Origin of the sequence: Sphingomonas taxi, from assembly GCF_000764535.1 — a bacterium.
Taxonomy (GTDB): Bacteria; Pseudomonadota; Alphaproteobacteria; order Sphingomonadales; family Sphingomonadaceae; genus Sphingomonas; species Sphingomonas taxi.
This window is the reverse complement of the sequence record NZ_CP009571.1, coordinates 2888471-2910955: the sequence shown is the minus strand read 5'-3', so window position 1 is coordinate 2910955 and position 22485 is coordinate 2888471. Positions and strand designations below refer to the sequence as shown.

The window sequence follows — 22485 nt, the reverse complement described above, 5'->3', positions numbered from 1 at the left end:
AGCCGCGCGTACGGTCTATCACCACGCAGCTCGGAATATCGCGTCAGCCTGCGGCGCAAACTGTCGGCGCGAACACGCTTTTTACGCTTGTTCGCGCTCCAGCAGGTCGGCGGCGTCCAGGCCGAGCAGGTCGATATAGCCCCGGATCCGCGGCCATTGCGTCTCGACGAACGCCGCCCGCTCCGCCGCGCGCAATTTCTCCGAGGCACCCGGCAGCACGAACATGCCGACGCCGCGGCGGACCTCGACGTAGCCGTCGTCCTGGAAGCTCTGATAGGCCTTGGCGACGGTCAGCGGATTGGCGCCATGTTCGGCGGCGAAGGCGCGTACCGAGGGAAGCTGGTCGCCGGCGCGATAGTCACCGCGCAGGATGCCCGCCGCGATGGTGCCGCGTAACCGGATGTAGACCGGGCTGTCCTCGTTGCTGAACGCTGTCATGCTGACTTAATACACCAACGGCGGAAAAGGTCCATAACAACCTGGCTGGACTATCCCATGTTGGGCCAATGCGAGATGATCCGTGCCGGCTCCGGGCGGGGCCGTTCGTCGAGCGGCCGGCTCGGGGTGCCGATGAACACGAAACCAGCGATCCGCTCGGGCGCCGCCCCCAGGCCGTCGCGCACCGCGTCCGAAAAGGTCGGCCATCCCGTCAACCAGCCCGCCGCGAAGCCCAGCGCATGCGCGGCGTGGAGCAGGTTCATCGTCGCCGCGCCAGCGGACAATTCCTGCTCCCACAACGGGATCGGACTTGTCGTCACCGGCGACGACAGCACCACGACCAAAGTCGGCGCCTGCCGTGCGAACTGGTCGAGCGCCTCGAGGTCGCCGCGCGGCGCCTGCGGCCGCTCGGCGCGATAGGCGTCGGCGAGCAGCCGCGAGAGTGCGTCGCGATCGTCAATGACGACGAAGCGCCACGGCGCGAGCTTGCCGTGATCGGGGGTGCGCGCGGCGATGGCGAGCATCTGGTCGAGCTGGGCGGCGTCGGGGCCGGGGGCGACGAGGTCGCGCGGCTTGCCCGAGCGGCGAGTGGCGAGCAGCGAAAGCGGCGTGCTGGTGTCGTTGAACATGATGCCGCCTCATAGCGGGTGGCGGCGATGTTTACAGCAGGGGATCAGCCGTTAGGTTGCCGCGATCCGCCGCCCGGTCGGGCCGGCGCCATGAATGTGTTGGAGTTTGCAGACCTTATGGCCATCGCATCAGCGAGCGGGGGCGGCGTACCGGCCCACGCGCGCACCTTCCTCGGACACCCGCTCGGGCTGTTCCTGCTGTTCTTCGCGGAGATGTGGGAGCGATTCTCTTATTACGGCATGCGGGCGATCCTGGTCTTCTATTTGACCAAGCATTTCCTGTTCGGCGAACAGCCCGCCTTCGCGGTCTACGGCGCGTACACCGCGCTGATCTACGTCACGCCGATCATCGGCGGCTATATCGCCGACCGCTATCTCGGGCCGCGCAAGGCGGTGCTGGCGGGGGGCGTGTTCATCACCGTCGGCCATCTGATGATCGCCGCGGTCGAGGGGCCGGTCGGCATGCAGGGCAGTGCGCTCAACGGCTTCTATCTCGCGCTCGCCTTCATCATCGTCGGCACCGGCTTCCTGAAGGCCAATATCTCGGTGCTGGTTGGCAAGCTCTATCCGCGCGACGACACCCGTCGCGACGGCGCCTTCTCGATCTTCTACATGGGGATCAACACCGGCGCGTTCATCGGCCCGCTGCTGGTCGGCTATCTCGGCGAGCGGATGGGCTGGTCCTACGGCTTCGGCGCCGCCGGGATCGGCATGGCGCTGGGCCTGATCGTCTTCGTGCTGTTCCGCCGCGAATTGTACGACGTCGGCGAACCGCCGGTCGCCGGCGCGTTGCAGACGCGCACCCCGATCGGCCTGTCGATCGAATGGGCGATCTACGCCGGTGCGCTCGTCGCGGTCGCCTTGTCGTGGTGGCTGGTGCGCAACCAGGGCGCGGTCGGCATCGTGCTGATCGCCGGATCGGTGTTCACCGTCGGCTATATCCTGCTCACCTCATTCCGCGCTTTGCCGAAGGTCGAGCGCCACCGGATCTTCGCCGCGCTGTTCCTCGTCGCGCTGTCGCCTTTGTTCTGGGCGCTGTTCGAACAGGCGGGTTCGTCGCTCAACCTCTACACCGACCAGTCGGTCGACCGGACGGTACTGGGCTGGGAAATGCCGGCGTCGTGGTTCCAGTCGGTCAATTCCTTCTTCATCATCACGCTCGCGCCTTTGTTCGGGCTGGTGTGGACCGCGATGGGCAAGCGCGGCATCGAACCCTCGGCGCCATTCAAGTTCGGCATCGGCCTCGTGCTCGTCGGGGCGGGCTTCTTCGCGCTGATCCTCGGTGCGCCGGCGAGCGGCCTCACCCCGGCGATCTTCGTCATCCTGCTCTACATGCTGCATTCGATGGGCGAATTGTGCTTCTCGCCGATCGGCCTGTCGTCGATGACGCGGCTGTCGGTGGCGAGCATGACCGGGCTGATGATGGGGACGTGGTTCCTCGCCACCGCGGCGGGCAATTTCATCGCCGGGCTGATCGCGCAGGCGACCGGCGGCGAAGGGGCCGGTCCGGCGCAGGTGCTGGAGGTCTACGGACGGATCGGCTGGTTCTCGATGGGTGTCGGCGTCGTCGTGCTGGTGCTCGCGCCGTTCGTGACGAAGCTGATGCATCTCGACACGATCGGCGACGATGCGCACGCGCTGGCGGGCGAGGCGGCGATCGGCGAACCTGCCGCGGCCGGCGTGAACACGCGCGACGAGCGGCGCCCCTGAACCTCCCCGGCACGGGGAGGGGAACCGCCGCGTAGCGGTGGTGGAGGGGGCTCGCCACGCAGCATACCGCCTGTGGAAGCCCCCCTCCACCAGCTGCGCTGGTCCCCCTCACCGCCAGCGGGGAGGATCAGTCGCGCTTCCCCACCACCCCGGTCACCGCGACGTCCATCGTCACGTTGCCGACGGTGCGGAACAGGTCCGGCACCGTCTCCACCGCGACGAGCAGCCCCAGCGCCTCGATCGGCACGCCCATCGCGAACGCCACCGGCGCGACGCTGGCGAAGAAGCTGACCGTTCCCGGCAGCGACACCGATCCCATCGTGGTGATCGCCGCGGTGGCGATTCCGGCGGCGAGCTGCCCCGGCCCGATCGGCACGCCGAGCCAATGCGCGACGTACAGCGCCACCGCGAGGTTCATCGCCGGACTCGTCGCGCGGAAGATCGCGACCGCCACCGGCAGCACGATCCCCGCCGTCGCCGGCGCCACGCCGATCTCGGCCGACCCCTTGAGCATCGCCGGCAGCGAGGCAAGCGAGCTTTGGGTACTGATCGCCACCGCCTGCGCCGGTGCCACCGCGCGCGCGAAGCGGCGCAGCGGCACGCCGCCGGCGAAGCGCGCCACCGGATAGGCAGCGAGCAATACGATCAGTCCGATCGCCGACACCATCACGATATAATGGATCAGCGCGCCGAACGCCGCCGCGCCGGTCCGCGCGCCGACGCCGTAGGCGAGCGCGAAGATGCCGATCGGCGCCAGTTTCAACACCCAGCCGATGATGACCAGCATCGCGTCGGTGATCGCCTGGAACAGGTCGGTCAGCCGCTGCCGCGCCGCATCCTCCAGCCGGGTGATCGCGAAGGCGAAGGCGAGCGTGAAGACGGTTAGCGGCAGGAAGGCGTCGCCCGATGCCGCCGCGACGACGTTGGTCGGCACGATCGTGGCGAAGAAATCGGCGAGCGTCGGCACCTTGCCGAGCGGCGCGGTCGCGGTCAGCGCGCTGCGCAGCGCGACCGACCACGCCTCGGGCAGCGGCCACAGATCGAGCAGCACCGGCATCACCATCGCCGACATCAGCGTCGTGCACCACAGGACGACGACGAACAGCACCACCGCGCGTCCGGCGATCCGCCCCGCCCGGGCCGCCTCGGCGGTGGCGGCGATGCCAGTCACCAGCAGCCCGACGATCAACGGCACGATCACCATCTGCAGGCCGTGCAGCCACGCCTCGCCGATCGGCTGGGTGACGCCGGTGACGCGCAGCGCCCAATCCTTGTCGAACGCCACCGCGGCGATACCGAGCGCGATGCCGGCGACGAGCGCCAGCAGGATACGGGTGGCTTGCGACATCGGGTTCCTTGGCGCATCGGGGGATCGAGCAAGCGGCATAGCGGAACGGATCGCACGCAATGGCAAGGAAATATTTCGGTACCGACGGCATCAGGGGCGCGACCAACGCCGGCGCGATGACCGCCAGCATGGCGATGAAGGTCGGCATGGCGGCCGGCACCTATTTCCAGCGCGGCGATCACAAGCATCGCGTGCTGATCGGCAAGGACACGCGCTTGTCGGGCTATATGCTCGAATCCGCGCTCGTCGCCGGCTTCACCAGCGTCGGCATGGACGTCATCATGGTCGGGCCGCTGCCGACCCCGGCGGTGGCGATGCTCACCCAGTCGATGCGCGCCGATATCGGCGTGATGATCTCGGCGAGCCACAATCCCTTCGCCGACAACGGCATCAAATTGTTCGGCCCCGACGGCTACAAATTGTCCGACGAGGCCGAAGAGACGATCGAGCAACTGATCGACAGCGCCAAGGAGGGCGACGTCGCGCTGTCGCCCTCGGCGCAGATCGGCCGCGCGCGCCGCATCGACGACGCGCAGGGCCGCTATATCCACTTCGCCAAATCGACCTTTCCGAGCGACCTGCGGCTCGACGGGCTGCGCATCGTGATCGATTGCGCCAACGGCGCCGCCTACAAGGTCGCGCCACTGGCATTGTGGGAACTGGGCGCGGACGTCGTTTCGATCGGGATCACGCCGAACGGCACCAATATCAACGACGGCGTCGGCTCGACCGCGCCGCAGACGCTGTCGGAGACGGTGGTCGCGGCGGGCGCCGACATCGGCATCGCGCTCGACGGCGACGCCGACCGGTTGATCGTCGTCGACGAGACCGGCCGGGTGATCGACGGCGACCAGCTGATGGCGACGATCGCCGCGGGCTGGGCACGCGCCGGGCGGCTGGCGGGCGGCGGGCTGGTCGCGACGGTGATGTCCAACCTCGGCCTCGAACGCCATCTCAAGGCGCAGGGGCTGGGGCTCGTCCGCACCAAGGTCGGCGACCGCTACGTGCTCGAGAAGATGCGCAGCTCGGGCTATAACGTCGGCGGCGAACAGTCCGGCCATATCATCCTGTCGGATTACGGCACCACCGGCGATGGCCTCGTCGCCGCGCTCCAGGTGCTCGCCGAGTTGAAGCGCGCCGGCGCGCCGGCGAGCGAGGTGCTCCACCGGTTCGCGCCGCTGCCGCAATTGCTCAAGAACGTCCGTTTCGCGGGGGGCAAGCCGCTCGACGATGCGTCGGTCCAGTCGGTGATCGCCGCCGCCGAGGCGGAGCTTGCCGGCACCGGCCGCCTCGTCATCCGCCCGTCGGGCACCGAGCCGGTGATCCGCGTGATGGCCGAGGGCGACGACGCGCGCCAGGTCGAGACCGTGGTCGACCGGATCTGCGACGCGGTGCGGCAGGCGGCGGCCTGATGCTGGCGATGCGTCCCGATTGCGAGTGCTGCGGCGCCGACCTGCCGGCGGATGCGCCGGGGGCGTTCATCTGCTCGCTGGAAAGCACCTATTGCAGCGAATGCTCCGATGAACTCGACGAACGCTGTCCCGATTGCGGCGGCGAACTGCTCGACCGGCCGACGCGGATCGGCAAGGTGCTCAAGGCGCATCCCGCCGTCGCGGAACGGCGTTTCCAGAGCTGAGCGGGGTTTCTCGCACGAAGACGCGAAGACGCGAAGATGGTGCCCGCGCGGCAGCGTCACCTGCTGCCGCCGCGGCTGCTCCTGCGGCTGGGGGGAAGAGCTGTCGCAAAGCCGCACGAAACACCTTCGCGCCTTCGCGTCTTCGCGTGAATCAATAGCCTTTCGTATTCTCTGCTCGAGCTGTCGCGTTCGAGTCCCATTGTGCTTCGACAGGCTCAGCACGAACGGTCGGGAAGGAGAAAGCCCTGCCCACCGGGGGTCATTCTCCGCGCCTCTGCGCCTCCGCGCGAACCACCTTCTTCTATTCTGCACCCCCCGACCTGTGGCATGGGCGGCCGCCATGGCGCATACGATCAGCCACCCCATGACCATCGCCATGTCCTGCGAGCGATGCCGCCGTGCCGACACCTTTGGAGCCGGGCGGTGATCCCGCGTGTGCTCATCGTCGCCGGGTCCGATTCGGGTGGCGGCGCCGGGATCCAGGCGGACATCAAGACGGTCACGATGCTCGGCGGCCATGCGATGACGGCGATCACCGCGATCACCGCGCAGAATACGCTCGGCGTACAGGCGGTCCATGCCGTCCCGGTCGACATCGTCGTCGCGCAGATGCGCAGCGTGATCGAGGATATCGGCGTCGACGCGGTCAAGATCGGGATGATCGGTTCGGCGGAGACCGCGCATGCGGTCGCCGACCTGCTCGACCAGCTCGATGTGCCGATCGTCTTCGATCCCGTAATGGTCTCGACCAGCGGGTCGGTGCTCGCCGATGCCGCCGCCATGGCGGCGTTCGAACGGTTGATGGGCGTCGCCTCGGTGGTGACCCCCAATATTCCGGAGATGGCGGCGCTCGGCGGGGAGGCGGCGGTGCTCGCGCACGGATGCCATGTCGTCGCCAAGGGCGGGCACGGCGAGGAGGCCGAGATCACCGATCGCCTGCTGTCGCCGCAGGGCGAGCTTCGCCGCCTGATCGGCAAACGCTTCGACACGGTCGATACGCACGGCACCGGCTGTACGCTGGCCAGCGCGCTCGCCACCGGGCTCGCCAGCGGCCTCGGTATCGAGGCGGCGTTCGAACAGGCGGTGCGCTTCGTCCGTATCGCGATCGTCAACGCGCCGGGTCTGGGCGGCGGCCATGGCCCGATCGGTCATACGCTCGGCGTCGTCCCCTTCGACGAACTGGAGGGCTGAATGCCCGGATGGAAGCATGAGAAGACCTGCCTGCCCCCCGTCGCCGGGGTGGACGAGGCGGGACGCGGGCCGCTCGCCGGGCCGGTGGTCGCCGCCGCGGTGGTGCTGCCCGCAAAGGGCACGCCGCGTGGCATCGACGATTCGAAGAAGCTCTGCGCCACCGAGCGCGAGCGGTTGTACGGGCTCATCACCACGCGCGGCGTCTATGGCGTCGGCATCGTCGAGCCGGCGGAAATCGACACGCTCAACATCTATTGGGCGACGATGAAGGCGATGACGCTCGCGGTCGATGCATTGGTCGCGCGGCTCGGCTGCGATCCCGGCCATGTGCTGGTCGACGGCAACCGCCTGCCGCGCTGGACCTATCCGGCGACCGCGATCGTTTCGGGCGATGCGCACAGCGTGTCGATCGCCGCCGCCTCGATCGTCGCCAAGCATATGCGCGACGGCATCATGCTGGAGCATGCCGCGGTCCATCCGCAATACAATTGGCATTCGAACAAGGGTTACGGCTGCAAGCACCATCTCGCCGCGCTGCGCGACCATGGACCGACGCCGCTGCATCGCCGCAGCTTCGCGCCGGTCGCCGCCGCCTACGCCCGAATCACGGGTGGCGACGCGTCGGCCGCTATCCAGCTCGACTTGCAGGGCATGGACAGCAAAAATTTGCAGCAAAGCGCGCGCTGAGTCTTTTGAGTCACAGACCCCAGCACTTGGGGTCGGTGGCGGCCGCGCTTCCCAACATCTGGGTCGAGAGCGTAGCGGCCCGCCGCGGCGACCGAACGGCGGGACCCGACGTTAACCAATCATCCCTTGACGGGAGTCCGCTGTTTCGCGCGAATAGGGCGGCAAGGGGGACGTAATGGCGGTTATCGAGAAGGTCAGGCAGTCGCGGGTCGCGGCGCGCGCAGCGGCGCCGGCGACGGCGCGCCCGGCCGCGCCCCTGCCGCTGGACAGCATCATCCGCGGCGATTGCATCGCGGCGATGCGCGCGCTGCCCGACAAGTCGGTCGACATGGTCTTCGCCGACCCGCCCTACAATCTCCAGCTCGGCGGCGAGCTGTTCCGCCCCGACGGCACGCACGTCGATGCGGTTACCGACGATTGGGACAAGTTCGACACCTTCGCCGCTTATGACGCCTTCACCCGCGCCTGGCTGGCCGAGGCGCACCGTATCCTCAAGGACGACGGCACGATCTGGGTGATCGGCAGCTATCACAACATCTTCCGCGTCGGTGCCGCGGTGCAGGATCTCGGCTATTGGATCCTCAACGACATCGTCTGGCGGAAAGCCAATCCGATGCCCAACTTCCGCGGCACCCGCTTCACCAACGCGCACGAGACGCTGATCTGGGCGGCGAAGGGCGAGGGCGCCAAATACACCTTCAACTATCGCTCGATGAAGACGCTCAACGACGAGCTGCAGATGCGCTCGGACTGGGAATTTCCGATCTGCGGCGGCGGCGAGCGGTTGAAGAAGGGCGGCGTCAAGGTCCATCCGACGCAAAAGCCCGAGGCGCTGCTGTATCGCATCCTGCTCGCCTGCACCAAGCCGGGCGACGTGGTGGTCGATCCCTTCTTCGGCACCGGCACCACCGGCGCGGTGGCGAAGCGGCTGGGGCGCCGCTGGATCGGCATCGAGCGCGAGGGCGATTATATCGCGGCGGCCGAGGAGCGGATCGCCGCGGCGCTGCCGCTCGACGAATCGGCGCTGGCGACGATGCAGAGCCCGCGCCAGCAACCCAAGGTCGCATTCGGCGTGCTGGTCGAGAACGGCTATCTCACGCCCGGCGCGGTGCTAACCGATTCGAAGCGCCGCTTCCGCGTGACGGTGCGCGCCGACGGCAGCCTGTTGTCCGATTGCGGCGCGGCGGGATCGATCCACAAATTGGGCGCGGCACTGCAAGGCGCGCCGGCGTGCAACGGCTGGACCTTCTGGCACCATGACGGCGAGGGCAAGCTGAAGCCGATCGACACGTTGCGCCAGACGTATCTGCTGGCGACGCAGCCGTAAGCCATTCCTCCCCGTTCCGGCAGGGCTATCGCATATGGCTGCGGTGATGAGGCTTGATCGGCTTCCTTACCAATTTCGTCACCCCGGACTTGTTCCGGGGTCCACCGGGCCGCGAGAGAACGGTGTCGACTCAAGCCTTTCTCCTCGCCGCAGGGTGGACCCCGGAACAAGTCCGGGGTGACGGGGTGGTCTTGGAAGACGACAGGCCCACACGAGCTTCCCTATGCGATTGCCTTGCCCGTTCCGGGGAGGAATGCGCGGCGCTTGCCTTGTCGGCGGCGCCGTCGGATGGACCGGCGATGAGCCTCCATCTTCGCCCCGTCCAGTTCGTCGACACCCCCGTCACCCAGCCGGACGGTGCGGTCGCGCGTCTCGCCGGCGGCCTGCAATGGTTCGCAGCCTACGAGGTCATCGAAGCAGGCCGCCGCCGCACCATCCCCGTCGCCGACGTCGCCACCCTCGGCGCGCGCGCCATGCACCTCCACGCCGCGATCACCGCGCCGCGCCCGCCGCTCCAACTCGGCGAGCGCGTGCTGCGGCTCGACCAACCACTCGTCGCGGGCATCCTCAACGTCACGCCGGACAGTTTCTCCGACGGCGGCCGGCACAGCGACGACCCCGCCGCCGCGGCCGCGGCCGGCGTCGACATGGCCGCCGCCGGCGCGGCGCTGATCGACCTCGGCGGCGAATCGACCCGCCCCGGTGCGGCGCAGGTCTGGGAGGGTGACGAGATCGCCCGCGTCGTGCCCGTCGTCGAGCGGCTCGCACGCAGCGGCACCCCCGTCTCGATCGACACCCGCAAGGCCGCGGTCATGGACGCCGCGCTCGCCGCCGGCGCGCATATCGTCAACGACGTCTCCGCCTTGCTGTGGGACGACCGCGCGCTCGACGTGGTGGTCCGGGCGCGATGCCCGGTGGTGCTGATGCACTCGCCCGATCCGAAGGAGGGCGGTCACGCGCGTACCGGCTATCGCGACGTGCTGACCGACGTGTTCGACTGGCTTGACGCGCGCATCGCCGCGGTCGTCGCGGCGGGGATCGAGCGATCGCGGATCATCGTCGATCCCGGCATCGGCTTCGGCAAGACGCTTGCCGAGAATCTCGCGCTGATCAACGGTCTGGCGATCTTCCACGGTCTCGGCTGCCCGATCATGCTCGGCGCCAGCCGCAAACGGATGATCGGTGCGCTCGACAACGAAGCCCCGGTCGACGCGCGGCTCGGCGGCAGTCTCACGCTGGCGTTGAAGGGTGCGGAGGCGGGGGTGCAATTGCTCCGCGTCCACGATGTCGCGGCGACCGTCCAGGCGCTGCGGATCTGGCGCGGCCTGCGCGACCGGGCGCTGGTGGGTGGCTGAATTGTGATTTTGCGTTGCAGCAGATCGATTGTTGATGCGTTCGGACCGTTCCGATCCCATCTGGACACGCTATGATCGTTGCAACCACTCCCCGCTTCACCCGTGTCGTCGCCGAAGTCTGGAAGCCGCTGGTGATCCTGTTCATCTGGGATGTCATCGTCACCGTCAGTTACTATGCGCTCGAATTCAAGGCGCCCTCCCTGCCGCTGACGCTGTTCGGTACGGTGCTCGCGCTGCTGATCGGCTTCCGCGACAATTCCGCCTATCAGCGCTGGTGGGAAGGCCGCGTGCTGTGGGGGGCGATGATCAACGCCTCGCGCAGTCTGAGCCGCGAGGCGCGCAATTTCCTGCCGGTCGACGAGGCGCACGACCTGCGCCGCACGATCGTCATCCGCCAGATCGCCTACGTGAATGCGCTGCGCTGCCAGTTGCGCCGCCAGCCGGTCGACGAACAGGTGCTCAAATTCCTGTCGCGCGGCGAGGCGGAGCCGGCACTGACCCGCAGCAACATCGCCAACGGCCTGCTCGACGGCACCGGCCGCCGCATCGACGATGCCCGCCGCCGCGGCTGGATCGATACCATCCAGCAGACGCGGATGGAATCGACGATGGTCGACATCGCCAATGCGCAGGGCGGGATGGAGCGGATCAAGAACACGCCGCTGCCCAATCAATATCGTTTCTTCCCGACCCTGTTCACCCACATTTTCTGCATCCTGCTGCCGATCGGGCTGGTCGAGACCTTGGGCTATGCGACGCCGCTCGGCTCGACGCTGGCCGGGCTGATGTTCCTTGCGGTGCTGCAGATCGGCGACGATCTGGTCGATCCCTTCGCCAATACCGTCCACGACGTGCCGCTGACCGCGATGTGCCGGACGATCGAGATCGACCTCCTCCAGTCGATCGGCGATCCCGCCCCCGAACCGACCAAGCCGGTCAAGGGAGTCCTGTGGTGATCACAACGTATAGCCGCCGTCGCTGACCAGGCAGGCGCCGGTGATCAGCGCCGCGGCGTCGGAGAGGAGGAATCCGATCTGCGCGGCGATCTCCTCGGCTTTCGCATAGCGGCCGAGCGGCGTCGCCAGCGCGGCGAGTTCCGCGAAGGCGGCATCGCGGCCGATCGCGGCGACGCGCTCGGCGAACATCGGGATCGCATCCCATACCGGCGTCTCGACCCCGGCGGGTGCGATCGCGTTGACGCGGATGCGGTTCGCGGCGCCCTCCTTGGCGGCGACCTTGACGAGATGGATCAGCGCCGCCTTGGACGCGCCATAAGCGGCGACGCCGGCCTCCGCCTTGATCCCCGCCGCCGATGCGGTGGCGACGATCGCGCCGCCGCCGGTCATCGCGTGCATCGCGGCGCGCAGCGTCAGGAACGCACCGTCGAGATTGACGCCGAGGATGCGCCGCCATTCGGCGAAGGACAGGTCGGCGATCGGCCCAGCGCCGGCCACCCCCGCATTGACCACCGCACCGTCGATCCCGGCGAGATCGGCGGCCGCTTCGTCCCAGAAATGCTCGTCGGCGACGTCGCCTGCCAGTGCCCTGATCGGACACGGCAAAGCGACCCGCGCCAATGCCGCGGCATCGACATCGACCAGCACCAGCCGTTCCGCTCCCGCCGCGGCGAGATGCTGCGCGGTGGCGAGGCCGATGCCCGATGCGGCGCCGGTGACGAGGATGTGGCGACAGGGCATCGGCCGATGCTAGCGCCGGCCCGCCGCCGGGGGAAGTCAGGCGGCGTTGTCGATACCGAGTTCGCCGAGCTTGCGGTAGAGCGTCGAGCGGCCGATGCCGAGGCGGCGGGCGACCTCGGTCATCCGGCCGCGATAATGGCCGATGGCGAGGCGGATCACGTCGGCCTCGATATCCTCGAGCGGGCGCAGATTGCCGTCCGGCCGGAACAGCGTGATGCCTCCGGCCGAAGCGCTCGCCGAGCCGATCGTGCCGACGCGGCGGTCGCCGAGCGCGGCGATCTGCGGGAAATCGGCGCGGGTCAGCGCCGCGCCCTCGCAGAGCACCGCGGCGCGGAACAAGGCGTTCTGCAACTGGCGGACGTTGCCCGGCCAGTCGTATTGCACCAGCAGCGCCAGCGCGTCGTCGGTGATGCCGAGCGGCCGCAACCCCGGCTGCTGCGCGATCCGCGCGAGCAGATGGCGGGCGAGCGCCGGCACGTCGCCGAGCCGCTCGCGCAGCGGCGGGATCGCCACCTGGACGACGTTGAGCCGGTAATAGAGGTCTTCGCGGAACCGCCCCGCCTCGACCTCCTCGAGCAGTTTCTTGTTGGTCGCGGCGATGACGCGCACGTCGACCTCGCGGGCATGGCGCGCGCCGATCGGCTGAATCTCGCCCGATTGCAGCACGCGCAGCAATTTGACCTGCGTCTCCAGAGGCATCTCGCCGATCTCGTCGAGCAGGATGGTGCCGCCGTCGGCATCGACGAACTTGCCGATCTTGCGCTCGAACGCGCCGGTGAAGGCGCCCTTCTCATGCCCGAACAGCTCCGATTCGACGAGATTGGCGGGGATCGCGCCGCAATTGACGGTGACGATTGGTTTCTTCGCGCGCGGCGAGGCGGCATGTATCGCATCGGCGACCACCTCCTTGCCGACGCCGCTTTCGCCCTCGACCAGCACCGGCACCCGCGCGCGTGCCGCCTTGGCGGCGATCGCCAGCGCGGCGCGGAAATCGGGCGACGATCCGACGATCTCGTCGAACGCGAGCAGCGCCGGGATCTTCTCGGTCAACGGACGCAGCTCCCCGGCGGCGGTGCCCGCCACCGCCGCCTCGAGCGCGGCGAGCAGGCGTTCGGGGGCGAGCGGCTTGACCAGGAAATCGGTCGCGCCGGCGCGCATCGCCGCGACCGCGTGCATCACCGAACCGTTGGCGGTGAGCATCAGGATCGGCAGCGCCGGCCGCCGCTCGCGCAATTCGGCGATCAGCGGCGCGGCATCGGCGTCGGGCGCCCAATGGTCGAGCAGGATCGCATCGAGCTGCATGCCGTCCTGCGTGCCGAGCTGCGCCAGCGCCATCTCGCCGTCGGCGGCGAAGATCGAGCGCCAGCCGGCGCGGGCGGCGAGCGCCGACACCAACCGGCGCTGCGCGGGCTCGTCGTCGATCAGCAGAAGCAGGCGCTGTCCGTTGCGCGTCATGGTATTTTCCTGTCCCGGTTCGGGGCACCTGATACAAGCCACCGGTAAAGGCCGACTTAAGCCCGCCGGCCGCCGGCCGCCTTGACGGCCGCGGCGCTTTGCGGGCAGGTATCGCCACAAGGGCGCAGACGCCACGAGCAGACGAGGGTTGGACGATGGCCGGCAATGGTGACCTCAAGGCGCATGAATCGACCTATATCAGCGTCACGAAGATGCTGTTCTGGGGCGCGATCGCCTGCGCGGTGATCGTCGCGCTGGTGATCTGGGCGATCGCATAGGCACCGATGGCATGAAGATCGCCGTCCTCAGGGAACATGCAGACGGCGAGCGGCGGGTCGCGGCGACGCCGGAGACCGCCAGGAAGTTCGTCGCGCTGGGTGCCGCCGTCGCGATCGAGGCCGGCGCGGGGATCGCCGCCAGCTACGCCGACCGGGCCTATGCGGAGGCCGGAGCCACCGTCGCCGATCGCGCCGCGACGCTGGCCGATGCCGACATCATCCTCGGCGTGCAGGGCCCCGATCCGGCCGGCCTCGCGGGGGCGGCGCAGGGGGCGTGGATCGTCGCCGGCCTCAATCCGTTCGGCGATCGCGCGCGGATCGACGCCTATGCCGCCGCGGGCTACGAGGCGCTGGCGATGGAGTTCATGCCGCGCATCACCCGCGCGCAGTCGATGGACATCCTGTCGTCGCAGTCCAACCTCGCCGGCTACAAGGCGGTGCTCGACGCCGCGTCGGAATATGGCCGCGCCTTTCCGATGATGATGACCGCGGCGGGGACGGTCAGCGCCGCCAAGGCGTTCGTGATGGGGGTCGGCGTCGCCGGCCTGCAGGCGATCGCCACCGCGCGGCGGCTCGGCGCGCAGGTTTCCGCCACCGACGTGCGCGCCGCGACGCGCGAACAGATCCAGTCGCTCGGCGCCAAGCCGATCTTCGTCGAGGCCGTCGCCGGTATCGAGGGCGAGGGCACCGGCGGCTATGCCGGCGAGATGAGCGAGGAGTATAAGGCCGCGCAGGCCGAGCTCGTCTCCGGCCATATCGCCAAACAGGATATCGTGATCACGACGGCGCTGATCCCCGGCCGCCCCGCACCGCGGCTGATCAGCGACGCGCAGGTCGCATCGATGAAGCCGGGCAGCGTGATCGTCGACCTCGCGGTCGAGCAGGGCGGCAACGTCGAGGGCGCGGTGGCGGGCGAGATCGTCGAACGTCATGGCGTCCGCATCATCGGCCACCGCAACATGGCCTCGCGCCTGCCCGCCGACGCTTCGGCATTGTTCAGCCGCAACCTCTACAATTTCCTGTCGACCTTCTGGGACAAGGACGCCGGCCGCCCGGTGCTCGACGCCGAGATCGGCGACGCGGTGCGGCTGACCCGGGACGGGCAAATCGTCAACTCGCGGTTGCTCGCCTAGACGTGAGGGCGGAGGCGCTCCTCGAACGGATGCGGGAGGCGCCGCGCGACTGGCGCATGGCGGACATCGAAACGTTATGTCGTGGCTTCGGTATCGCTTGTACGCCGCCCCGTCAGGGGTCACACTATAAGGTGAAGCATCAATCGGTCGCGCAGATCCTGACCATCCCTGCGCATCGTCCGATCAAACCCGTGTATATCCGCGAACTCGTGAAGTTCGTGGACGCGGTTCGGGAGCAGGCTGAATGAACCCGCAGGATTACGAAGTCGACATCGTGCCCCTCCGTGACGACGACGGTGGCGGTTACGCCGCGGTCGTACCGGAGCTACCGGGCTGCCGCTCGGACGGCGATACGCCGGAAGAAGCGCTGGCCAACGCCTATGATGCCGTACGCTGCTGGATGGAAGCGGCCGAGGAGATGGGGCGGGCGGTGCCGTCGCCCCGCCGCATCGCCGCCTGAAGGAGTGGGATGATGGACTTCGTAGCGATCCTGTCGATCTTCGTGATGGCGTGTTTCGTCGGCTATTACGTCGTCTGGTCGGTGACGCCGGCGCTGCACACGCCGCTGATGGCGGTGACCAACGCCATTTCCAGCGTCATCATCGTCGGCGCGCTGATCGCCGGCGCGGCGGCGGGAAGCAGCGCGTCGAAATGGCTCGGGCTGCTCGGCGTGGTGCTCGCCAGCATCAATATCTTCGGCGGCTTTGCGGTGACGCAGCGGATGCTGGCGATGTACAAGAAGAAGGAGCGGCCGGCGGCGGCCAAGCCGTGATGCGCCACGCCGACGGCCGTCGTCTTTCGAAAACCCGGGGGTAGGATGGAACACGCAACCGCAGGCAGTTCGTTCGCGGCGCTCGCCTATCTGATCGCGGGGGTGTGCTTCATCCTCGCGCTGCGCGGCCTGTCGTCGCCGACGTCGAGCCAGCGCGGCAACCGCTTCGGCATGATCGGCATGACGATCGCCGTGGTGACGACGCTGATCACGCACGTGCCCGTCGACCGGCTGCTGATCAGCGGCTCGACCGCCGCCTACGACTATAGCGCGATGATCGCGCGAATCGATTATCTCACTGTGGTCGAACTGCTCGCGGCGATCGGCATCGGCGCCGCGATCGGCCTCGTCACCGCGCGGCGGATCGCGATGACCGCGATGCCGCAGCTCGTCGCCGCCTTCCACAGCCTCGTCGGGCTCGCCGCGGTGCTGGTCGCCGCCGCCGCCTTCCTCAACCCGATCGCCTTCGGCATCGCCGACATGGTGATCCCGATGCTCGGCCAGCCGTTCGCGGCGATCCACCCGGTCAGCCGGATCGAGATGGGGCTCGGCGTCGCGATCGGCGCGATCACCTTCTCGGGCTCGGTGATCGCCTTCCTCAAGCTCAACGGCAACATGGGCGGCAAGCCGATCCTGCTGCCCGGCCGCCACGTCCTCAACCTCGGAATGCTCGCCGCGATCCTGCTGCTGATCGTCGCCTTCACCCAGGACCAGAGCCGCTGGATCTTCTGGACGATCACGATCCTCAGCTTCGCGATCGGCTTCCTGCTGATCATTCCGATCGGCGGCGCCGATATGCCTGTGGTCGTGTCGATGCTCAACAGCTACTCGGGCTGGGCGGCGGCGGCGATGGGCTTCACGCTCCACAACAGCGCGATGATCATCACCGGCGCGCTGGTCGGCTCGTCGGGCGCGATCCTCAGCTACATCATGTGCCGGGCGATGAACCGCAGCTTCGTCTCGGTCATCGCCGGCGGCTTCGGCGCGGAGAGTGGCGGTGGCGGCGACGGTGCCAAGGTCGATCGGCCGTGGAAGCGCGGCAGCGCCGAGGACGCGGCCTTCCTGATGAGCCAGGCCGAACAGGTCATCATCATTCCCGGTTATGGCATGGCGGTGGCGCAGGCACAGCATGCGCTGCGCGAAATGGCCGACAAGTTGAAGGCGCACGGTGTCCGCGTCAAATATGCCATCCATCCCGTCGCCGGCAGAATGCCGGGCCATATGAACGTGTTGCTCGCCGAAGCCAACGTGCCGTACGACGAGGTCTTCGAGCTCGAAGACATCAATTCCGAGTTTTCGCAGACCGACGTCGCCTTCGTCATCGGCGCCAACGACGTCACCAATCCCGCTGCCAAGACCGACAAGAGCTCGCCGATCTACGGCATGCCGGTCCTCGACGTCGAGAAGGCGAAGACGGTGCTGTTCATCAAGCGGTCGATGGGTGGCGTCGGCTATGCCGGTGTCGATAACGATGTGTTTTACATGGACAATACAATGATGCTCCTCGCCGATGCGAAGAAAATGGTCGAAGAGATCGTCAAATCGCTCGACTGATCATGGTGCATCCGATTCGGAGGTGATAACCTTCTAAACATGCTTACCGCAGCAGTGATGATGCCGGAACGGAGATGAATGCGGGCGAACCGTTCGCGGTGCCGCTTATTCTGCGTCTATGGGGATCACAACGCTGGCTGACGCCAAAACGGAGAGACGCCCGGCGCGTCCTTATGGCGATCGCGGCCACCCCATGCTGCTGATCGCCGATGCCACCGCGGCCGCGCCATTCCATGCCGCGATCGACGCCGTCGGCGCACGCCTGCTCCAGCGCATCGGCTGGGCGGAGGTCGCGGGGCTGCTGCCGCGGCTCGGCGGCCGGCCGGTCTTCGCGGTCGAGGCACGCGACGTGGCGGCGGCGACGCTCGATGCGGTCCTCCCGCTCCTCGCCGATCATCTCGCCGCGGAGGAGGGGCGGGCGGTGCTCGCGCTCGCCACGGCGCAGATCGATCTCGTCGCGCGGCATCTGCTCGGCGAGCGCATCGAATTGCTCTGCGACCCCAGTCCGGCGCAGCGTGTCGTGGCGCTGGCCGAGGCGTGCCGGCGGATGCCGCCGACGCTGCAGGAGGGGCTGTCCGATACGGTGCGCAGCGACCGCGAGCCGTTCCTCCACCCCGGCCGCGAGAGCGACGAGGAGCGGTTGCGGCGGCTGACCGACGGCATGGCGCGTATCTCGCGCTTCGCCGCCGACTTCGTGCACAATCAGCCGGTGACGGGCGCGTCCGAACTCGGCGACCGCCGCACGCGCTTCGACGGCGAGCCGGCGATCGGCCACGCCGTGCGGCCGCAGGACGTGCGCCGCGTCATCCATCGCCGGCAGTTGCGCAGCAAGTTCTTCGGCCAGTTCGGCGGCGAGGCGCTGTTCGAGGACCCGGCCTGGGACATGCTGCTCGACCTGTTCGCCGCCGAGCTGGAGGGCGTGCAGGTCAGCGTGTCGAGCCTGTGCATCGCCGCCGGCGTCGCGCCGACGACCGCACTGCGCTGGATCGCCAAGATGACCGAGATGGAGCTGTTCATCCGCCACCCCGATCCCGCCGATCGCCGCCGCGCCTTCATGACGCTGTCGCCACGGGCCAGCGAGGCGATGCAGGCCTATATGATCGCGCTGCGCAAGATCGAGGCGGCGGGGTGACTGCACCCCCTTGCGGATCGCCGCGCGCTTTGGCAGGGCAGGCGAACCCGTGATGGGGCGATTAGCTCAGTTGGTAGAGCGTCTCGTTTACACCGAGAATGTCGGCGGTTCGAGCCCGTCATCGCCCACCATCACCGGTCGCCGGCCTCGTCGCGATATTTGATCTCCAGGAAGCGCCCGCGTGTCGACAGGCTGTCGAGGTCCGACTGCGCCAGCCGCGCGGTCATGTCGGCGATCTCCTGTTCGATCAGCCGTAGCCCCGCGACCAGCTCGGCATCGGGCGTGCGGCCGTTACGCTCGACCCGGCGCAGCGGTTCGGGGACGCGGGCATAATCGTTGACGAAGGCGGGTAGCTGCTCGCCGATCAGGCGGCGAACCTCATAGGCTTCCTCCTCGCGGCCATCGAGCCGGCCGAGCTGCGGCGACAGCGTCTCGAGCCGCACGCCGATCTGGTCGATCAGGCCGCGCGCCGGCGCCGGCAGGGCGGGGCGCTGCGCTTCGAGCCAGCGTTCGGTCTTGGCGGGAAGCGCCTTGATGTCGACCTCGCGCAGCACCTTCTCGCTTGGTGCGCGGGCGATCGGGGCGAGCGCGATGCCGATCGTCACCGCCGCCATCAGCAGCATGACCGCCAGAAAGCCGAAGATGCCCAACGGGATGAACATGCCGGCGACCCCGGCGGCAAGGAGGATCAGCGCATCGACCGCGCAGATGATCGCCAGCCGCGTGCCGACGCTGGTCGCCTTGCGCTTGAGCCGCTTGCCGTGCGCGCGATAGGTCGCGCCCGCCTGTCCGCGATAATCCTCGCTGATCCGTGCCATCGCGGCGCGGGCGCGTTCGATCTGCTGGTCGACCTCGGTCATTCGATCACACCGATTCGAGACGGTAGGAATCGCTCGCGCCCGGTCCCTTGAGCGCGGCCTGGTTGGCGCCCTCGGCGCGGGCGATATAGCCCTTCGACTTCTCCACCTCGCTGCCCAGCGCGGTGACGGTGGTCTTCATCGAATCGAGCGCCTTCAGTTTGAACGAATCGATCGCGTCCATCGTGTCGTAGATGTTCTGGAAGGCGCGCTGCAGCGTCTCCAGCGGGATCGTCGAGGCGGCGGCCTGTTCGTGGATCGCCGCGGTGTTCGAGCGCAGCAATTTGCCGGTCGAATCGATGATGTTGGCGGTCGTCGTGTTGAGCTGGGTGATCGATTCGAGCACCAGTTTCTGGTTGGTCAGCGCCTGCGCCACGGTGACCGCCGTGCGCAGCGCCGAGACGGTGGTGGTCGAGGCGCGGTCGACGCCTTTCACCAGCTCGACGTTGTTCTTCTTGACCAGATCGAGCGCGAGATAGCCCTGCACCGTCACCGCCATCTGGGTGAGCAGGTCCTGCGTGCGCTGGCGGGTGTAGAAGAGCGCGGTCTCGCGGATCGCCTTGGCCTTGGCGGGATCGGTGTGGTCGAGCTCGTTGGCCTTGTCTTCGAGCTTCGCGTCCATCGCCTTGCTGAGGTGGATCATCTGTTCGAGCCGCCCCATTGCGCTCCACAGATTGGCGCGCTCGGTATCGATCGCGGCATTGTCCATCAGCAGCTCGTCCTTGCCCGCGGCGAGGTTCTTGAGGATCGAGCTGATATGCGTCTGCGACGACTGGTAGCTGTCGAAATAGTCGCGCATCTTCGACCCGAAGGGGATGATGCCGAAGATCTTCTTGGGGCCGGACAGCGCGCCCTTGCGACCCGGATCGAGGTCCTCGATCACCCGGCGCAGTTGCGAGAGATCGGCGCCGACGCCGGTGTCCTTGTCCATCGCGCGGATCGGCCGGTCGAGGAAGCGGTTCGACTGGCCCGCGGCCTCGCGGATTTCCTTGGCGCCCATCGCGGTGATCGCGTCGACGCGTTTGCCGAATTCGGGACTGTTGACGTCCTCGGCGACCAGATCGGCGACGAAGGCGTCGACGCGCGCGTCGAGCTGCGTCTTCTTGGCGTCGTCGATCGGCACCAGCCCGGCGGCACGCTCGGCGCTGACGGTCGGCACCGGCTCGGGCGGGGTCAGCACCAGATCGCGTTCGGGCGTGTCCAGATTCGTCGCCATTCCATTCGTCTCCCAAGCCGTTGCCCGCAAAATGGTCGCGTTCGGGCGCGACGGCAAGTGTGTTGGCGCTGTAATACGCGAACGCGTCGTCTTCAATGCCGGCTCCGCGCGGCGCGGGGAAACGGCTCCCCTTCCCGCGGCGCAACATTTCGGCTATGGGGCGCGCACTCCAAGCTCCATCTATTCAGGAATTCCCATGAGCCTCCGCAACGTGGCGATCATCGCGCACGTCGATCACGGCAAGACGACGCTGGTCGATCAGCTCTTCCGCCAGTCCGGCACCTTCCGCGACAACCAGCGCGTCGAAGAGCGCGCCATGGATTCGAACGACCTCGAAAAGGAGCGCGGGATCACGATTCTCGCCAAGCCGACCTCGGTCGACTGGGCGCCTCCGGGCGGCGGCGAGAGCATCCGCATCAACATCGTCGACACGCCCGGCCACGCCGATTTCGGCGGCGAGGTGGAGCGGATTCTCAGCATGGTCGACGGCGTCGTCCTGCTGGTCGATTCGTCGGAAGGCGCGATGCCGCAGACGAAGTTCGTCACCGGCAAGGCGCTGGCGCTCGGCCTCAAGCCGATCGTCGTCGTCAACAAGGTCGATCGTCCCGACGCGCGCATCCAGGAAGTGCTCGACGAAGTGTTCGACCTGTTTGTGTCGCTCGACGCCAATGACGAGCAGCTCGACTTCCCGGTGCTCTACGCCTCGGGCCGCAACGGCTATGCCTCGACCGACATGGACGCGCGCGAAGGCACGCTGATCCCGATGTTCGAGACGATCGTCAATCACGTGCCCGCGCCGAAGGTGGAAGTGGAGGACGTGCCGTTCACCTTCCTCGTCACTTTGCTCGACCGCGACAATTTCCTCGGCCGCATCCTTACCGGCCGCGTCAATTCGGGTACGGTGCGCACCAACCAGGCGATCCACGCGCTCGATAACGACGGCAAGATCGTCGAGACCGGCCGTGCGTCGAAGATCATGTCGTTCCGCGGCCTCGACCGCGTGCCGGTCGACGAAGCCAAGGCGGGCGACATCATCAGCCTCGCCGGCCTGACCGTGGCGACCGTCGCCAACACGATCGCCGACATCACCGTCACCGAGCCGCTGCACGCGCAGCCGATCGATCCGCCGACGCTGTCGATGCGCTTCGCGGTGAATGATTCGCCGATGGCGGGCCGCGAGGGCACCAAGGTGACCAGCCGCATGATCCGCGATCGTCTGTTCCGCGAAGCCGAATCGAACGTCGCCGTGAAGGTGACCGAAGCCGCCGACCGCGACAGCTTCGAAGTCGCCGGCCGCGGCGAGCTTCAGCTCGGCGTGCTGATCGAGACGATGCGCCGCGAGGGCTTCGAACTGGGTATCAGCCGTCCGCGCGTGCTGTTCGGCGAGGACGAGAACGGCAAGAAGACCGAGCCGTATGAAACCGTCATCATCGACGTCGACGAGGAACATTCGGGCACCGTCGTCGAGAAGATGAACCTGCGGAAGGCCGAACTGACCGACATGCGTCCGTCGACCGGCGGCAAGACGCGCATCACCTTCTCGGCGCCGTCGCGCGGCATGATCGGCTATCACGGCGAGTTCCTGTCGGACACCCGCGGCACCGGCATCATGAACCGGCTGTTCGAGAAGTACGGCCCGCACAAGGGCACGATCGAAGGCCGCAAGAACGGCGTGCTGATCTCCAACGGTGCCGGCGAGGCGCAGGGCTATGCGCTCGGCCCGCTCGAGGACCGCGGCGTGCTGTTCGTCGGCCACGGCGAAGCGCTGTATGAAGGCATGATCATCGGCGAGAACGCCAAGACGGACGACCTCGAGGTCAATCCGATGAAGGCGAAGCAGCTGACCAACTTCCGCGCGAGCGGCGGCAAGGACGATGCGATCCGCCTCACCCCGCCGAAGAAGATGACGCTGGAGCAGGCGATCGCCTATATCGACGACGACGAGATGGTCGAGGTGACGCCGAAGACGATCCGTCTGCGCAAGCGCTACCTCGATCCGAACGAGCGCAAGCGCGCGAGCCGGTCGAAGCAGGCGGCGTAAGCCGGCGGCTATCGGAACGTAAAAGGGGG

At 67.9% G+C, this 22485-nt stretch carries 23 protein-coding genes and 1 tRNA gene; 17 read left to right on the top strand and 7 right to left on the bottom strand.

The annotated features are described in order from the left end of the window. Window positions 1-81: 81 nt before the first annotated feature. Together MC45_RS13205 and MC45_RS13200 are read right to left on the bottom strand one after the other, a co-directional pair. On the bottom strand, window positions 82-438 hold the full coding sequence (locus MC45_RS13205) for a GntR family transcriptional regulator (protein WP_038663973.1): 357 nt from the start codon (window positions 436-438) through the stop codon (window positions 82-84). 50 nt (window positions 439-488) lie between these two features. After that, window positions 489-1067, bottom strand: coding sequence for a nitroreductase family protein (locus tag MC45_RS13200; RefSeq protein ID WP_038663971.1), 579 nt, complete (start codon window positions 1065-1067; stop codon window positions 489-491). A 117-nt stretch (window positions 1068-1184) separates the two neighbouring features. On the opposite strand from MC45_RS13200, the gene MC45_RS13195 reads away from it, so the two are divergent. Then, a complete protein-coding gene (locus tag MC45_RS13195) occupies window positions 1185-2777 on the top strand; it encodes a peptide MFS transporter (protein ID WP_038663967.1) in 1593 nt (530 codons plus the stop codon). A 127-nt stretch (window positions 2778-2904) separates the two neighbouring features. On the opposite strand, the gene MC45_RS13190 is transcribed toward MC45_RS13195, so the two are convergent. Further along, window positions 2905-4125, bottom strand: a complete 1221-nt coding sequence (locus MC45_RS13190; protein WP_038663964.1) for a dicarboxylate/amino acid:cation symporter — start codon at window positions 4123-4125, stop codon at window positions 2905-2907. A 59-nt stretch (window positions 4126-4184) separates the two neighbouring features. Between MC45_RS13190 and glmM the strand changes: the two genes are divergently transcribed. The 7 genes from glmM to MC45_RS13155 all read left to right on the top strand — a co-directional run bounded on the left by glmM (window position 4185) and on the right by MC45_RS13155 (window position 11277). Continuing rightward, on the top strand, window positions 4185-5537 hold the full coding sequence (gene glmM, locus MC45_RS13185; protein WP_038663962.1) for a phosphoglucosamine mutase: 1353 nt from the start codon (window positions 4185-4187) through the stop codon (window positions 5535-5537). Further along, complete coding sequence (locus MC45_RS13180) at window positions 5537-5761, top strand: DUF1272 domain-containing protein (RefSeq protein WP_038663959.1); 225 nt, start codon at window positions 5537-5539, stop codon at window positions 5759-5761. Before glmM ends, MC45_RS13180 begins: the two co-directional genes overlap by 1 nt. 390 nt (window positions 5762-6151) lie before the next feature. Continuing rightward, window positions 6152-6952 (top strand): bifunctional hydroxymethylpyrimidine kinase/phosphomethylpyrimidine kinase, encoded by an 801-nt coding sequence (gene thiD / locus MC45_RS13175; RefSeq protein WP_052075674.1) that lies wholly within the window; start codon window positions 6152-6154, stop codon window positions 6950-6952. Next, window positions 6953-7639 (top strand): ribonuclease HII, encoded by a 687-nt coding sequence (locus MC45_RS13170; RefSeq protein ID WP_052075673.1) that lies wholly within the window; start codon window positions 6953-6955, stop codon window positions 7637-7639. Window positions 7640-7814: 175 nt separating this feature from the next. Further along, window positions 7815-8966, top strand: a complete 1152-nt coding sequence (locus MC45_RS13165) for a site-specific DNA-methyltransferase (protein WP_038663953.1) — start codon at window positions 7815-7817, stop codon at window positions 8964-8966. A 299-nt stretch (window positions 8967-9265) separates the two neighbouring features. Continuing rightward, window positions 9266-10321 carry a dihydropteroate synthase gene (folP, locus tag MC45_RS13160; protein WP_038663950.1) on the top strand — a complete coding sequence of 352 codons (1056 nt, stop codon included), beginning with the start codon at window positions 9266-9268 and terminating at the stop codon, window positions 10319-10321. A gap of 71 nt (window positions 10322-10392) precedes the next feature. After that, a complete protein-coding gene (locus tag MC45_RS13155; RefSeq protein WP_038663948.1) occupies window positions 10393-11277 on the top strand; it encodes a bestrophin family protein in 885 nt (294 codons plus the stop codon). On the opposite strand, the gene MC45_RS13150 is transcribed toward MC45_RS13155, so the two are convergent. Both MC45_RS13150 and MC45_RS13145 read right to left on the bottom strand, forming a co-directional pair. Further along, window positions 11278-12018 carry an SDR family NAD(P)-dependent oxidoreductase gene (locus MC45_RS13150; RefSeq protein WP_038663944.1) on the bottom strand — a complete coding sequence of 247 codons (741 nt, stop codon included), beginning with the start codon at window positions 12016-12018 and terminating at the stop codon, window positions 11278-11280. Window positions 12019-12054: 36 nt separating this feature from the next. Continuing rightward, window positions 12055-13473, bottom strand: coding sequence for a sigma-54-dependent transcriptional regulator (locus MC45_RS13145; RefSeq protein WP_038663941.1), 1419 nt, complete (start codon window positions 13471-13473; stop codon window positions 12055-12057). A gap of 155 nt (window positions 13474-13628) precedes the next feature. Here MC45_RS13145 and MC45_RS18960 point away from each other — a divergent pair, with 155 nt between their 5' ends. The 8 genes from MC45_RS18960 (at window position 13629) to MC45_RS13105 (ending at window position 18473) form a co-directional block, all read left to right on the top strand. Continuing rightward, on the top strand, window positions 13629-13751 hold the full coding sequence (locus MC45_RS18960) for an aa3-type cytochrome c oxidase subunit IV (RefSeq protein WP_038663938.1): 123 nt from the start codon (window positions 13629-13631) through the stop codon (window positions 13749-13751). Window positions 13752-13762: 11 nt separating this feature from the next. Continuing rightward, window positions 13763-14884, top strand: a complete 1122-nt coding sequence (locus MC45_RS13135; protein ID WP_038663935.1) for an NAD(P) transhydrogenase subunit alpha — start codon at window positions 13763-13765, stop codon at window positions 14882-14884. A 2-nt stretch (window positions 14885-14886) separates the two neighbouring features. Next, on the top strand, window positions 14887-15132 hold the full coding sequence (locus MC45_RS13130; RefSeq protein WP_245640725.1) for a type II toxin-antitoxin system HicA family toxin: 246 nt from the start codon (window positions 14887-14889) through the stop codon (window positions 15130-15132). Then, the gene (locus MC45_RS13125; protein ID WP_038663933.1) at window positions 15129-15344 is read left to right on the top strand and encodes a type II toxin-antitoxin system HicB family antitoxin; all 216 of its coding nucleotides are present in this window, start codon (window positions 15129-15131) and stop codon (window positions 15342-15344) included. Before MC45_RS13130 ends, MC45_RS13125 begins: the two co-directional genes overlap by 4 nt. 12 nt (window positions 15345-15356) lie before the next feature. Continuing rightward, the gene (locus tag MC45_RS13120) at window positions 15357-15656 is read left to right on the top strand and encodes an NAD(P) transhydrogenase subunit alpha part 2 (protein ID WP_038667399.1); all 300 of its coding nucleotides are present in this window, start codon (window positions 15357-15359) and stop codon (window positions 15654-15656) included. Between the two features lie 45 nt (window positions 15657-15701). Next, on the top strand, window positions 15702-17210 hold the full coding sequence (locus MC45_RS13115) for an NAD(P)(+) transhydrogenase (Re/Si-specific) subunit beta (protein ID WP_038663930.1): 1509 nt from the start codon (window positions 15702-15704) through the stop codon (window positions 17208-17210). A gap of 193 nt (window positions 17211-17403) precedes the next feature. Beyond that, window positions 17404-18342: a MarR family winged helix-turn-helix transcriptional regulator gene (locus MC45_RS13110; protein ID WP_245640724.1), complete on the top strand. Its 939-nt coding sequence runs from the start codon at window positions 17404-17406 to the stop codon at window positions 18340-18342. Between the two features lie 55 nt (window positions 18343-18397). Continuing rightward, window positions 18398-18473, top strand: a tRNA-Val gene (locus MC45_RS13105). Here MC45_RS13105 and MC45_RS13100 read toward each other — a convergent pair. Continuing rightward, window positions 18474-19202, bottom strand: coding sequence for a hypothetical protein (locus tag MC45_RS13100; RefSeq protein WP_038663924.1), 729 nt, complete (start codon window positions 19200-19202; stop codon window positions 18474-18476). 4 nt (window positions 19203-19206) lie between these two features. Further along, the gene (locus tag MC45_RS13095) at window positions 19207-20415 is read right to left on the bottom strand and encodes a toxic anion resistance protein (RefSeq protein ID WP_038663921.1); all 1209 of its coding nucleotides are present in this window, start codon (window positions 20413-20415) and stop codon (window positions 19207-19209) included. A 196-nt stretch (window positions 20416-20611) separates the two neighbouring features. On the opposite strand from MC45_RS13095, the gene typA reads away from it, so the two are divergent. Further along, on the top strand, window positions 20612-22456 hold the full coding sequence (typA, locus tag MC45_RS13090; protein ID WP_038663919.1) for a translational GTPase TypA: 1845 nt from the start codon (window positions 20612-20614) through the stop codon (window positions 22454-22456). Window positions 22457-22485 lie beyond the last annotated feature (29 nt).